The organism is Pseudomonas sp. GW822-FHT01E03 (assembly GCF_058802985.1).
On record NZ_JBXAOQ010000010.1, the window covers coordinates 252,354 to 265,550 of the forward strand.

General features: G+C 61.9%; 12 protein-coding genes. 1 reads left to right on the forward strand and 11 read right to left on the reverse strand.

Translation table 11 applies throughout. From position 1 onward, the window contains the following. Positions 1–600 precede the first annotated feature (600 nt). Positions 601–3,864: a ribonuclease E gene (rne, locus tag AC1RP7_RS21050; RefSeq protein ID WP_493181089.1), complete on the forward strand. Its 3,264-nt coding sequence runs from the start codon at positions 601–603 to the stop codon at positions 3,862–3,864. A gap of 187 nt (positions 3,865–4,051) precedes the next feature. Here the strand turns inward: rne and AC1RP7_RS21055 are convergent, their stop codons facing one another. The 11 genes from AC1RP7_RS21055 to AC1RP7_RS21105 all read right to left on the reverse strand — a co-directional run bounded on the left by AC1RP7_RS21055 (position 4,052) and on the right by AC1RP7_RS21105 (position 13,179). Beyond that, the gene (locus tag AC1RP7_RS21055) at positions 4,052–4,648 is read right to left on the reverse strand and encodes a nucleotidyltransferase family protein (RefSeq protein WP_493181091.1); all 597 of its coding nucleotides are present in this window, start codon (positions 4,646–4,648) and stop codon (positions 4,052–4,054) included. Continuing rightward, complete coding sequence (locus tag AC1RP7_RS21060; protein WP_493181318.1) at positions 4,645–5,628, reverse strand: XdhC family protein; 984 nt, start codon at positions 5,626–5,628, stop codon at positions 4,645–4,647. The genes AC1RP7_RS21055 and AC1RP7_RS21060 overlap by 4 nt, the downstream gene beginning before the upstream one ends. Beyond that, a complete protein-coding gene (locus tag AC1RP7_RS21065; protein WP_493181092.1) occupies positions 5,628–7,949 on the reverse strand; it encodes a xanthine dehydrogenase family protein molybdopterin-binding subunit in 2,322 nt (773 codons plus the stop codon). The genes AC1RP7_RS21060 and AC1RP7_RS21065 overlap by 1 nt, the downstream gene beginning before the upstream one ends. After that, entirely contained in the window at positions 7,946–8,416 is a 471-nt protein-coding gene (locus AC1RP7_RS21070; protein ID WP_015096391.1) for a (2Fe-2S)-binding protein, read from the reverse strand. Before AC1RP7_RS21070 ends, AC1RP7_RS21065 begins: the two co-directional genes overlap by 4 nt. Positions 8,417–8,657: 241 nt before the next feature. Beyond that, positions 8,658–9,677, reverse strand: a complete 1,020-nt coding sequence (gene murB, locus AC1RP7_RS21075) for a UDP-N-acetylmuramate dehydrogenase (RefSeq protein ID WP_090457214.1) — start codon at positions 9,675–9,677, stop codon at positions 8,658–8,660. Further along, a complete protein-coding gene (locus AC1RP7_RS21080) occupies positions 9,674–10,138 on the reverse strand; it encodes a low molecular weight protein-tyrosine-phosphatase (RefSeq protein ID WP_090457215.1) in 465 nt (154 codons plus the stop codon). Before AC1RP7_RS21080 ends, murB begins: the two co-directional genes overlap by 4 nt. Further along, on the reverse strand, positions 10,138–10,902 hold the full coding sequence (gene kdsB / locus AC1RP7_RS21085) for a 3-deoxy-manno-octulosonate cytidylyltransferase (protein WP_090457217.1): 765 nt from the start codon (positions 10,900–10,902) through the stop codon (positions 10,138–10,140). The genes AC1RP7_RS21080 and kdsB overlap by 1 nt, the downstream gene beginning before the upstream one ends. Further along, the gene (locus AC1RP7_RS21090) at positions 10,899–11,084 is read right to left on the reverse strand and encodes a Trm112 family protein (RefSeq protein WP_003179363.1); all 186 of its coding nucleotides are present in this window, start codon (positions 11,082–11,084) and stop codon (positions 10,899–10,901) included. Before AC1RP7_RS21090 ends, kdsB begins: the two co-directional genes overlap by 4 nt. A gap of 24 nt (positions 11,085–11,108) precedes the next feature. Next, positions 11,109–12,119: a tetraacyldisaccharide 4'-kinase gene (gene lpxK, locus AC1RP7_RS21095; RefSeq protein WP_493181094.1), complete on the reverse strand. Its 1,011-nt coding sequence runs from the start codon at positions 12,117–12,119 to the stop codon at positions 11,109–11,111. Further along, complete coding sequence (locus AC1RP7_RS21100; RefSeq protein ID WP_493181096.1) at positions 12,119–12,547, reverse strand: ExbD/TolR family protein; 429 nt, start codon at positions 12,545–12,547, stop codon at positions 12,119–12,121. Before AC1RP7_RS21100 ends, lpxK begins: the two co-directional genes overlap by 1 nt. After that, positions 12,544–13,179: a MotA/TolQ/ExbB proton channel family protein gene (locus AC1RP7_RS21105; protein ID WP_057713700.1), complete on the reverse strand. Its 636-nt coding sequence runs from the start codon at positions 13,177–13,179 to the stop codon at positions 12,544–12,546. The genes AC1RP7_RS21100 and AC1RP7_RS21105 overlap by 4 nt, the downstream gene beginning before the upstream one ends. Between the last annotated feature and the right edge of the window lie 18 nt (positions 13,180–13,197).

Genomic DNA, 13,197 nt, shown 5'->3' on the forward strand with positions numbered 1-13,197 from the left:
AAAACCGGCCCTGACCAACGCAATTCACCAGGACGCGAGGCCGTCCTACGGGGCTTTCGCTACGTAACGGTGGAGTTTGCAGGTGTAACGAGCGCAGGTGACATGAGGCCTGAATCACGCCACAAAGCAGAGTTTTCCACTCGTTTTGCGAGCCATATTCACGGCCAGTTCACAAAGTGCAGTCAGCTGCGAATGACCCCGAGCGAAGGCATCGGAAACAACGCCTAAATTAGCCATGATGCGTGACCTCCCCTTTCGGAGCTCACGGTAAATGCCAACCCGCTGCGGATTCTGCGCGCGGCAGCACCCGAATTATCAGGGATACGTGTAGGGTGGAGATGCACAACCGCCGGACTGTGTAGCAACAGGCTTTCTCAAGACGCTTCATCTCGTCCACAGCCGCTGGTTGATTCCTCCTCCTGACTGAGTGCTTAAGTAGCCACAGCAAGCAGGACGCGTACGTCGCGATGAAGGCCCACATTGGCCGGACTTCGCTGGACACGGGAAATGGCCAACCACTCCCGACGCACCTGACACCGACCGTGAGAAGTCGTGTGTGCCGAACGCCGTTTCCGGCAGCCCGGAAACCGACGGTACTACATGAAAAGAATGCTGATTAACGCAACTCAACCCGAAGAGTTGCGTGTTGCACTGGTAGATGGCCAGCGCCTCTACGACCTGGACATCGAATCCGGTGCACGCGAGCAGAAGAAGGCCAACATCTATAAAGGCCGGATTACTCGCATCGAACCAAGCCTCGAGGCTGCCTTTGTCGATTTCGGCTCTGAGCGCCACGGCTTCCTGCCCCTCAAAGAAATCTCCCGCGAATACTTCAAGAAAGCCCCGGAAGGTCGCGTCAACATCAAGGACGTCCTGAGCGAAGGCCAGGAAGTCATCGTTCAGGTCGAAAAAGAAGAACGTGGCAACAAGGGCGCCGCCCTGACCACCTTCATCAGCCTGGCCGGTCGTTACCTGGTGCTGATGCCGAACAACCCGCGTGCCGGCGGTATCTCCCGTCGCATCGAAGGCGAAGAGCGCAACGAACTGCGTGAAGCCCTGAACGGTCTGGTTGCCCCGGCCGACATGGGCCTGATCGTGCGCACTGCAGGCCTTGGCCGCAGCAGCGAAGAAATGCAGTGGGACCTCGACTACCTGCTGCAACTGTGGACCGCCATCAAGGAAGCTTCGCTGGACCGCGCCGCGCCATTCCTGATCTACCAGGAAAGCAACGTGATCATCCGCGCGATCCGCGACTACCTGCGCCAGGACATCGGCGAAGTGCTGATCGACAGCGTTGAAGCCCAGGACGAAGCCCTGACCTTCATCCGCCAGGTAATGCCGCAGTACGCCAGCAAGATCAAGCTGTACGAAGACAGCGTTCCGCTGTTCAACCGTTTCCAGATCGAAAGCCAGATCGAAACCGCTTTCCAGCGCGTTGTCGAACTGCCTTCCGGCGGTTCCATCGTGATCGATCCGACCGAAGCCCTGGTGTCCATCGACATCAACTCGGCGCGCGCCACCAAAGGCAGCGACATCGAAGAAACCGCGCTGCAAACCAACCTTGAAGCGGCCGAGGAAATCGCCCGTCAGTTGCGCCTGCGCGACATCGGCGGCCTGATCGTCATCGACTTCATCGACATGACCCCTGCCAAGAACCAGCGCGCCGTGGAAGAAAAAGTCCGCGAATGCCTGGAAGCCGACCGCGCTCGCGTGCAAGTCGGTCGCATTTCGCGCTTCGGCCTGCTGGAAATGTCCCGTCAGCGCCTGCGTCCATCCCTGGGTGAAAGCAGCGGCATCGTCTGCCCGCGTTGCAACGGCACCGGCATCATCCGTGACGTTGAATCGCTGTCCCTGGCGATCCTGCGCCTGATCGAAGAAGAAGCCCTGAAAGACCGTACCGCCGAAGTTCGTGCACAAGTGCCGATCCCGGTGGCGGCGTTCCTGCTCAACGAAAAACGCAACTCGATCACCAAGATCGAACTGCGCACCCGTGCCCGCATCGTCATCCTGCCGAACGATCACCTCGAAACGCCGCACTTCGAAGTACAGCGCCTGCGTGACGACAGCCCGGAAGCCGCGACCAACCAGTCCAGCTACGAAATCGCCGCTGCCGCTGCCGAAGTCGAAGAAGTCCAGCCAGCCGCTGCGACCCGCACCCTGGTTCGCCAGGAAGCTGCGGTCAAAACGGCCCCGGCCCGTGCCAACGCTCCGGTGCCGACCGAAGTGGCCGCTCCAGCCCCTGCCCCGGCCGCCGTACCGGAGCCAAGCCTGTTCAAAGGCCTGGTGAAGTCGCTGGTGAGCCTGTTCGCCACCAAGGAAGAGCCTGCCGCACCGGTTGTGGTTGAAAAACCTGCCGCCGAGCGTCCGGCCCGCAACGAAGAGCGTCGCAACGGTCGCCAGCAGAGCCGCAACCGTAACGGTCGCCGCGATGAAGAGCGCAAGCCTCGCGAAGAGCGTGCACCGCGTGAAGAACGCGCACCACGTGAGCCGCGTGAAGAGCGTCAGCCACGGGAAGTGCGTGAACCTCGCGAAACCCGCGAAGAAACGCCAGCGGTAGCCCGCGAAGAACGCGCACCACGCGCGCCTCGTGAAGAACGTGCACCGCGCGCTCCGCGTGAAGATCGCAAGCCACGTGGCGAGCGTGAAGAACGCGTTCGTGAACTGCGCGAGCCTCTGGATGCCGCTCCGGCTGCTCCGGCCGCCGCTGCTACCGCTACGGCTGCTACCGCTGAAGAACGCCCGGCTCGTCAGCCACGTGAAGAACGCGCGCCACGCCCACCGCGTGAAGAACGTCAGCCACGTGCCGAACAAGCTGCCGCAGCCGCAACTGAAGAAGAACTGACCACCAACGAAGAGCAACTGTCGGAAGACGGTCAGGAAAGCGCCGAAGGCGACCGTCCACGCCGCCGCTCCCGTGGTCAGCGTCGTCGCAGCAACCGTCGCGAGCGTCAGCGTGACGCCAACGGCAACGTGATCGAAGGTTCGGAAGAGTCCGAGTCCGGCGAAAACGCTGAAGCGCCAAGCACTGCCGATCTGGCCGCCGGCCTGGCTGTCACCGCAGCTGTTGCCAGCAGCGTGATCAGCGCTCCAGCAGAAGCTGAAGCCAATGTGCAAGCCGAACGCGCCACTACCGCGACCCTGGAAGCAGCTCCGGTTGAAGCGCCAGTCGTTGAAGCGACCACACCGGTCGAAGTCACCGCCTCGCCGGAAATCGAAGTGGCGCCAGCGCCAGAAGCTCAGCCTGCTGTTGAAGCGGCTGCCGAGCCAGCGCCAGTGGTAGAAGCACCTGCCCAGGCTGCAGAAGCGGTTGTTGAAACCGTGACTGACACCGTGCGTGAAGTTCGCGAAGAGCAAACCGCATTCAACTGGGTTGCCGAGCCAGCCGTCGCTGAAGCCGCTGCACCTGCCGCTGAAACCCAAGTGGCTGAAACCATGGTTTCCGAGCCGGTGGTTGCCGCAGCAGAACCGGCTCCAGCACCGGTGGTTGAAGCGCCAGTCGTTGAAGCACCAGTCGTTGCCCAGGCACCTGCTCCGGTAGTCGAAGCCGCTCCTGCCAGCGCCCTGACGCCAAGTGGCCGTGCGCCTAACGACCCGCGTGAAGTGCGTCGTCGCAAGCGTGAAGCCGAGCGTCTGCAGAAGGAAGCTGAACTGGCTGCCGCTGCGGCTCCAGCTGAAGCGGTTGTCGCCGCCGAGCCTGCACCGGTTGCTGCTGAAGTGGTTGAGGCAGCTCCTGCCCCGGCTGCCGAAGTGGCTGCCGAGCCGGTTGAGTCGGTGATCCACGAAGCACCGCGCTCCGTTCAGGAAGCGGTAGAACAACACGAGCAGGCCCAGGAAAAAGAGCACGAGCCTAAACCTCTCGTCTGATTCCATCGGCCACTAAAAAGCCCCGCCTGGTGATCCCAGGCGGGGCTTTTTTTACATCTGTGAAATCACACCATTCCCCTGTGGGAGCAGCCGGTCGACGCTCGATTGCTCGCGATGGCGGAATGACATTCAACATTGGTGCTAGCTGATCCACCGCTATCGCGAGCAAGCTCGCTCCCACAAGGATCTATGCTGGCCTGAAGGTTAGTGCTTCAGGCACATCCACATCCCACACCACACCAGAATCATCCACGCTCACTTCAACCACCCGTCCTTGGGTGAACAGCGGCTTGGCGCCGCGATCACCCGATAACGCCATCAACCCCGCCGCGAAGTCCCGTCCGAAACCGACCGGATGCCCGTACCCGCCGTCCTGCACTGGCACGCTGATACTGTCATCGCCAATCCCCGCCACCACTTGCTCGATACTCGATGGCAGGATGAACGGCATATCCCCCAGCACCATCAGCCAGCCATCGAGTTGCTTGCAGGCAGCGACTCCCGCGGCAATGCTGTCGCCCATTCCCGTCGATTCGATCAGCACAATCTCGCAGCCATAGGCCTGAGCCATGCGAATCACTTGCGGGCGGTCAGCAGTGGTCACCAGTACGCGCTTGTCCAGCCTCGCCGGCAGGTTGACCAATGTGTGCTCGATGACGGACCGCACCACGCCGTCACGCCCGGTGCAATCGGCCACCAATTTATCCTTTTCGGCACCCGCCACCTGACGAAACCGGCTGCCCTGCCCCGCCGCCAACACGATAACGCCGATGGATTTGCTCATACGCTCTCCCGCAGGACTTTCTTCTGCTTCAGTTCGATGCCGTTTTTGACCGCCACGATTTCCGCCATGAGCGACAAGGCAATTTCCGCTGGATTATGACTGCCGATGTGCAAACCGATCGGACCATGCAAGCGGTCAATCGCCGATTGCAACAACCCCAGTTGAGCCAGGTTTTCCCGGCGCTTCTGGCTGTTGACCCGCGATCCCAGCGCTCCGACGTAAAAAGCCCTGGAATCCAGGGCCGTGAGCAGCGCCATGTCATCCAGACGCGGATCATGGGTCAAGGCCACGATAGCCGTGCGTTCATCGGTCTGGATATTCAATACCGCCTCATCCGGCATGCCCGAAACAAATCGTCCGTGCTGCTGCTCCCAGCCGTAGACGAACTCGCTACGCGGGTCGCAAATCAGCACCTCGAAATCCAGCAGCCGGGCCATTTCCGCCACATAGCGCGACAGCTGCCCCGCGCCGATCAGCAGCAAGCGCCAGCGCGGGCCATGGATCACCCGCAAGGTCTGTCCATCGAACGTCAACACGTCAGTTTTACTGGCTGGCTGCAAAAGTACTGCGCCGGTGGTCAGGTTCAGTTCACGCGCAACGATTTCATGGGCCTCGCAACGGGCGAGCAATTGCTCGACCCAATCCCCATCGTCGATACGCTCCTCGGTCAAGCGCAAGGTGCCACCGCAGGGCAAGCCGAAACGTGCGGCTTCCTCGCGGGTCACGCCGTAGGTGATCAATTGCACCGGCGGCCCGTCAAGTGCGAGGCGTCCGTCGTGCAGCCGGGCAATCAAGTCATCTTCGACACACCCGCCCGAGACCGAACCAATCACCATGCCGTCTTCGCGCAAAGCCAGCATGGCGCCGGGTGCCCGGGGCGCAGTGCCCCAGGTTTCGACCACGCTGTACAACACCACCCGCTGACCGGCGCGATGCCATTGCAACACGCTGCGCAGGACGTTCAGATCGGCACTGTCCATCAGGCGCCAGCCTTCTGCCATCCCGACAGCTGATAACGAACCGGCAGATTGCGGATGCGTTTGCCGGTGGCGGCGAAGATCGCGTTGCACAGTGCCGGCGCAATCGGTGGCACGCCCGGTTCACCCACACCACCCAACGGAACATTGCCCGGCGGCGTCACCAGATGCACCGCCACTTCTTTCGGCGCCAGGGACATGCGCGCCACTTCGTACATATGGAAGTTATCCTGCTGGACCTTGCCGTCCTTGAAGCTGATTTCCCCCAGCACCGCATTACCCAGGCCCATGACACAGGCGCCTTCGAATTGCGCGCGAATCCGCTCGGGGTTGATCTGCGGCCCGCAATCGACGGCGATGTCAGCCTTGTGCACCACCAGCGTACCGTCGTCCTTGACCTCCACCTCGATCACCGCCGCCACATAGGTCACGAAGCTGTAATGCACTGCCAGGCCCAGGCCGCGTCCCTTGGGCAACTCACGCCCCCAACCGGCGGCTTTGGCGGCGGTCTCCAGTACCGTGCGCAGGCGCGCGGTGTCGATCGGATAACGCTCGGGGGATTCGCCGTAGTTCCACTCTTCACTCAAGGTACGCGGATCGATCTGACGGTCCGGGCCGAGCAATCTGATCTGGTACTTCAGCGGATCCTGCCCGGCCTTGTGCGCCAGTTCATCGATAAAACTCTGGATCGCGAAACCATGGGGAATGTTCGACACCGAGCGATACCAACCTACCCGGGTATGCACCGTTGCCTCGGGGTTTTCCAGGCGAATGTTGGGGATCGCATACGCCATGTTGGTGAACCCCATGCCCAGTTCGAACGCCGCCTCATGGTTCATGCCCGGCGCAAACAACGCGGTGATGCTCGGCGCCACCGTACGGTGCAACCAGCCGGATGGCAGGCCATCCTTGTTCAGGCTGGCCTTGAGGTATTCGGCCGACACGGTGTGAAAATAGGAACAGTGGATGTCGTCTTCGCGGGTCCATTGCACCCGCACCGCTTTACCGGGGAATTCCTTGGCGAGGATGGCGGCCTCGATGATGAAGTCAGGCTTGGACTTGCGCCCGAACCCGCCCCCGAGCAGGGTCACGTTGAACGTGACCTTGTCGAACGGCAGGCCCAGGCGCTCACCGATCCGTTCCCGGGTGACCTGCGGCGCCTGGCTTGGCCCCCAGGCTTGGCACGCACCGTCCTTGAACCGCGCAATGGCGACCATCGGTTCCATCGGCGACTGTGACAAATGCGGCAAGTAGTAGGAGGCTTCCAGCGTGCTATCGGCGCTGGCCATGGCCTCATCGAGGTTGCCGGTATTGCGCACCACCTTGCCGGGCTTGAGCGAGGCGGCTTCGAGTTCCTTGCGATAGGCAATCGAGTCGTAGCTGGCGTTGGGGCCGTCGTCCCATTCGATTTTCAGTGCCTCGCGGCCCTTGATCGCCGCCCAGGTATTGCTCGCCACCACGGCGATGCCGCCCAGGGGTTGGAACTCCGAAGGCAACGGGCGGCTTTCGATCTGTACCACTTTGACCACGCCTGGGACTTTCATCGCCGCACTGCCATCGAAGCTTTTGACCTTGCCGCCATACACCGTGGGTCGCGCGATGGTCGCGTACAGCATGCCGTCGAAATGCACGTCGGCGCCGTACACCGCACGACCATTGACGATGTCCTCACCGTCGATGGCCTTGGTGCCTTCCTTACCGATATATCGAAATTCCGAAGGTTGCTTGAGTCTCAGGCTTTCTCGCGCAGGCACGGCCAAAGCGCCAGCGGCGGCGGCCAGCGCGCCATAGCCCAGTTCGCGGCCCGACGGTTTATGAATGACTTTATGAAGTTGCGCCTGGCACTCGCCGACTGACACTTTCCACTGGTCAGCCGCGGCTTGTTCCAGCATGGCCCGTGCGGCGGCGCCGCAACGACGCATCGGCTCGTACCAGTGACGCATGCTGCGCGAGCCGTCGGTGTCCTGGTTGCCGAAGCGCGCTTCATCGCCGGGGGCCTGCTGTACCTTGACCATCGCCCAGTCGGCTTCCAGTTCATCGGCCACCACCATGGTCAAGCTGGTGCGCACGCCCTGGCCCATCTCCGAGCGGTTGCAGATAACGGTCACCGTGCCATCGGCGGCGATGCTCACATAGACTTTCGGATCGTCGACCCAGCCGTGGGGCATGCCGTCGGCGCCGAACTTCTTCTCTTTCTCTTCGGCAAACGCGTCTTGCCAACCCCAACTCGCGGCGACCACCAGCGCACCGGTCGCCCCCACACCCTTGAGAAAACCACGGCGACTGAGGTTGCTCAGGGCGAAATCATTCGGTAACCGGCTCATGCCTTGGCCTCCTTCAGGTGAGTGGAAGCCTGACGGATCGCGGTCTTGATACGGTTATAGGTGCCGCAGCGACAGATGTTGCCGACCATGGCTTCTTCGATCTGCTCGTCGCTCGGGTTCGGATGGGTCTTGAGCAGTGCCGTCGCCGACATGATTTGCCCGCCCTGGCAGAAGCCGCATTGAGCCACTGCCGTGTCGAGCCAGGCTTGCTGCACGACTTTGCCGATCGGATCGGCGTGCAGGTTGTCGATGGTGCTGACATTCTGCCCGACGACTGAACCGATGGGCGTAATGCAACTGCGTGCCGGAGCCCCTTCGATATGAATGGTACAGGCGCCGCACAGGCCCATGCCGCAGCCGAATTTGGTGCCGTTGTAACCGGCCACGTCGCGGATCGCCCAGAGCAGCGGCATGTCCTCGGTGACGTCGAGTTGATGGTCTTGACCATTGAGTTTCAGGGTAATCATGGGCACGCCCGCATAGGTCTTGAGTTATGGGGTCGAGCAATCTGCCGCTGGATCTCGGTGGGTCGCACGCAGATCGACTCAGGCTAATGGGCTCTCTTATGCTGACTCAAACGGTCTGCACCGGGCCTTTGGTGGAGCAAGAGTGTGCATCGTTAGCTGACTAAGTTAACCGAGCATTAACAAAAAAGCCCTGCACAATAAACATTGTGCAGGGCTTTTTGATCCGTCCTGAAAGCTTAGCTCAATACCGGTTCGGCTCCATTTCCAGATCGACATGGAAACGCTCGAGAATGTCTTTCTGGATGCGCTGCGCCAGGTTCAACAGTTGCAGGCCCGTCGCGCCTCCATAGTTGACCAGCACCAGCGCCTGCAATTTATGCACGCCAGCATCAGCTTCACGGAAACCTTTCCACCCTGCCCGCTCGATCAGCCAACCGGCGGCCAGTTTCATCTGCCCGTCGGGTTGCGCATAGGCCACCAGGTCCGGGTATTCACCCTTGAGCCGTGCAGCCAGCGCCGACGACACCAAAGGGTTCTTGAAAAAGCTGCCGGCATTGCCGAGTACGGCCGGGTCCGGGAGTTTTTCGTTGCGGATGCTGCAAATGGCCTGGCTGACATCGCTGGCGGTCGGATGCTCGATGCCTTGTTCGGTCAGGCGCTGGCGCACCGGGCCGTACTCCAGGTGCAGATGCGCGGCGCGGTCGAGGGCGAAACGCACACGCAGAATCAACCAACGCCCCGGCTCCTGCTTGAACAGGCTGTCGCGGTAGGCGAAGTTGCACTCTTGCAGGGTAAAGTCGCGCAGTTCGCCGGTCTGGCGATCGAGGGCGGTCAGGCCGGCGAACACGTCCTTGATCTCGACGCCATAAGCGCCGATGTTCTGCATCGGTGCCGCACCGACAGTGCCGGGAATCAGGCTGAGATTTTCCAGGCCGGACAGCCCCAGGGACAGTGTGTGTTGCACAAATGGATGCCAGGGCTCGCCTGCCTCGGCCTCGATCACCACTTTGCCGCCCTCATCGCTCAGCACGCGAATCCCGCGCGTGGCCATGCGCAGAACCAGTGATTCGATATCTGCCGTCAGCAACAGGTTGCTGCCGCCGCCGATCACCAGCACCGGGACCTTGTGCTCCAGCCCGTAGGCCAGAGCCTCGCGCACATCGGCGTCGCTATGGGCCTGGGCAAACAGCCGGGCCTGGACATCCACGCCAAAACTGTTGAACGGCTTGAGCGAAACCTGTGATTGAACCTGCAAACTCATAACCGTCCCTTCAATTCGATCACCAGCAAATCACTGGCGTGCTCGATCAGGTCCAGCACCTGCTCGAAGCCTTGTTCGCCGTCGTAGTACGGGTCCGGCACTTCATCGACTGGCGACTGGTAGCGACGCAGGAACAGGTCCAATTCGGCCTTGCCCTTGGCCGGCTGCAAGGCCTTGAGGTTGCGCAGGTTGCTGTTGTCCATCGCCAGGATCAGGTCGTAGGTGGCGAAATCGGCACGACTGACTTGCCGGGCGCGCTGGGCGGACAAGTCATAACCGCGCAGCTTCGCCGCGGCCTGACTGCGCTTGTCCGGCGCCTTGCCGACATGCCAGTCACCGGTGCCGGCGGAAGCGACTTCGACCTGATCGGCCAAGCCGGCCTCGCGCAGCTTATGCCGCAGCACGCCTTCGGCCGTGGGCGAGCGACAGATGTTGCCCAGGCAGACAAACAAAACCCGCATCACGCCTCCAGCAGGCGACGAACGCGCTCAAGGTCTTCAACGGTGTCGACACCGGGTGGCGGCGCGATCAGTGCATCGGCGACGTGAATTCGTACGCCGTGCCACAGCGCACGCAGCTGTTCCAGACACTCGGTGTTTTCCAGCCAGCATGGACCCCAGCTGACGAAATCCTGCAGGAATCCGGCGCGATAGGCATAAATGCCGATATGGCGGCGGTATGGCACACCTTCGGGCAACTGCTCACGGTTCACGGCGAAGGCATCCCGCGCCCAGGGCAAGGTAGAACGGCTGAACGTCAGCGCCAGGCCATTGAGGTCGCTGACGACCTTGACCACGTTGGGATTGAACAGGGTGTCCACGTCTTCGATCGGTTCGGCCAGGGTGGCCATGCGCGCTTCGGCGTGGGCTGCCAGGTTGGCGGCCACCTGATCGATCACGTTCGGCGGGATCAGCGGCTCGTCGCCCTGGACGTTGACCACGATAGCGTCGGGCGCCAGGCCCAGCTTCATCGCGACTTCGGCCAGGCGATCGGTGCCGGAGTTGTGATCCTCACGGGTCAGCACCACTTCGGCGCCAAAGCCATTGCAGGCCTCGACGATGCGCGCGTCGTCCGTGGCCACTACCACCCGCTCGGCGCTGCTTTTGCTCGCCTGTTCCCAGACGTGCTGGATCATCGGCTTGCCGGCGATCAGCAGCAGCGGCTTGCCGGGCAGGCGTGTGGAGGCGTAACGCGATGGAATGACGACGGTAAAGGCTGTGGTCATTTATCCAGGCGCTCGTCGGTGGTCAGGGTGCGCGCTTCGGATTCGAGCATCACCGGGATGCCGTCGCGAATCGGGTAGGCCAGGCCTGCGCCCTTGCTGATCAGCTCGGTCTTGTCGGCGCTGAGCTTGAGCGGGCCTTTGCAGACCGGGCAAGCGAGGATATCGAGCAATTTGGTGTCCATGAGCATTCCCTGGAAAAAACGGAGTTAAGGCAACAAACGAGCCGGCAGCAGGCGCATCAACTGCGTGTCGAACCAGGCCACGAAGGCCGGCGACGGCACAGCATCGACCGCCAGGTACCACCAGTCAGCGGCGGCAAAGGCACGGCATTTCACCGCGTCCTTTTCCGTCATCACCAACGGCAATGACGGCGTGAAATTCAACGCCTCCACGCTGTATTCGGCGTGGTCGGCAAACGCATGTGGAACCGGCTGCCAGTGTAGCGTTTCGAGGGTCTTGAAGAAACGTTGTGGATTGCCGATGCCGGCCACCGCGTGCACGGCCTGGCCTGCGCCAAAGTGGTCGAGGGGACGACGTTCGCCGCTGCGCAGGTTGACCAGCGCGGTGGGTTGCAACTGGAAGGCAAATCCATCATCGCGGTCGGCCACGGCACCGTTGTAGAGGACCGCGTCGACGCTTTGCAGGCGCTCGACCGGCTCACGCAATGGCCCGGCAGGCAGGCAACGGCGATTGCCCAGGCCACGGGCAGCGTCGATCAGCACCAGTTCGAGGTCACGGGCAATGCGGTAGTGCTGCATGCCGTCGTCGGACAGGATCAGGTCCAGCGGCTCACTGGCCAACAAGGTTTTGACGGCGTTGCTGCGACTGGGGTCGATCATCAGCGGGACGCCCGTGCGCTGGACGATCAGCAACGGCTCGTCACCGGCGACGTCGGCGCTTTGCTCGGCCTCGACTCGCCATGGCAGTTGCGGCGGTTTGGCGCCGTAGCCGCGGCTGACCACGCCGACCCGCAGGCCGCTGCGCTGGCAGTGCTCAATCATCCACAGAATCAGCGGTGTCTTGCCGGTGCCACCCACGGTGATGTTGCCGACCACGATCAGCGGCACCGGTGGCTGATAGATCTCGCCCTCTCCGGCCAGAAAGCGCTTGCGCTTGTTCATGACCACGCGCCGGTACAGCCATTCCAGCGGCTGCAACAGTTTCAGGGCCGGATGACCTGCGTACCACGCGGCGAGCAATCGATCGGACATGGCCATCAGGACGCGGGGGGCGCCGCTTCGACAGTGGTCATGCGCAAATGGCTGAAACCGAGCTTGCCGGCCGCATCCATGGCGGTGATGACGGACTGATGCTGTGTCTTGCCATCAGCGCTGATCGACAGTGGCCGGCTGGTGTCGCCATTGGCTTCCTTCTGCAGCGCGTCCATCAGCGAAGCCAGGTCACTTTTCGGCAGGATCTGGTTGTTCACCGAGAACACGCCGTCGGCACTGATGGCGATGTCCAGAGGCTTGTTCTGATCGTCGGCCGGCGCGCCGCTGACCGCTTCCGGCAGATCGACGCGCAGCTGGGTTTCACGGGTGAAGGTGGTGGTCACGACAAAAAACAGCAGCAGGATGAACACCACGTCGATCAGCGACGCGAGGTTGATGTCCACCGTTTCCCGTGGTTTGCGGCGGAATTTCACGCTTTGCTCCCGGCCAGGTCCACATCGCGGTCGCCCTGCACTACCTCGACCAGTTTGATCGCTTCCTGCTCCATCCCTACCACCAGTTCATCGATACGGCGTTGCAGGAATCGATGGAAGAATACCGCCGGGATACCAACCATCAAACCGGCAGCCGTGGTGATCAGGGCCTTGGAAATACCACCGGCCAGTACCGAGGCGTTGGTGGTCATGCCTGAGCCTGTGAACGCGCTGAAAATATCGATCATGCCCAGCACGGTACCGAGCAAGCCCAGCAACGGGGCCATGGCAGCAATGGTGCCCAGGGCGTTGACGTAGCGTTCGAGCTCATGGATGACCCGTTGAGCGGCCTCTTCGATGCACTCCTTCATGATCTCGCGACCATGCTTGGAGTTGGCCAGGCCAGCCGCCAGGATCTCGCCCAAAGGCGAATTGGCGCGCAGTTCCTTGAGCTTTTCCTTATTGAGCTGTTTGTCCTTGATCCAGACCCATACCTGCCCGAGCAAGTGCTCCGGGGTCACGCGGCTGGCCCGCAGGGTCCACAGACGCTCGGCAACGATCGCCATGGCCGCGATGGAACTCAAAATGATCGGCAGCATCATCCAGCCGCCGGATTTGACCAATTCCCACACAGTGACAGCCCCCTCGAA

Coding starts and splice junctions, on each gene's coding strand:
- AC1RP7_RS21090 (WP_003179363.1), bottom strand. CDS start 11,084: ATGGACACCAAATTGCTCGATATCCTCGCTTGCCCGGTCTGCAAAGGC.
- AC1RP7_RS21060 (WP_493181318.1), bottom strand. CDS start 5,628: ATGGACAGTGCCGATCTGAACGTCCTGCGCAGCGTGTTGCAATGGCAT.
- rne (WP_493181089.1), top strand. CDS start 601: ATGAAAAGAATGCTGATTAACGCAACTCAACCCGAAGAGTTGCGTGTT.
- AC1RP7_RS21080 (WP_090457215.1), bottom strand. CDS start 10,138: ATGCGGGTTTTGTTTGTCTGCCTGGGCAACATCTGTCGCTCGCCCACG.
- AC1RP7_RS21065 (WP_493181092.1), bottom strand. CDS start 7,949: ATGAGCCGGTTACCGAATGATTTCGCCCTGAGCAACCTCAGTCGCCGT.
- AC1RP7_RS21055 (WP_493181091.1), bottom strand. CDS start 4,648: ATGAGCAAATCCATCGGCGTTATCGTGTTGGCGGCGGGGCAGGGCAGC.
- AC1RP7_RS21070 (WP_015096391.1), bottom strand. CDS start 8,416: ATGATTACCCTGAAACTCAATGGTCAAGACCATCAACTCGACGTCACC.
- kdsB (WP_090457217.1), bottom strand. CDS start 10,902: ATGACCACAGCCTTTACCGTCGTCATTCCATCGCGTTACGCCTCCACA.
- murB (WP_090457214.1), bottom strand. CDS start 9,677: ATGAGTTTGCAGGTTCAATCACAGGTTTCGCTCAAGCCGTTCAACAGT.
- lpxK (WP_493181094.1), bottom strand. CDS start 12,119: ATGGCCATGTCCGATCGATTGCTCGCCGCGTGGTACGCAGGTCATCCG.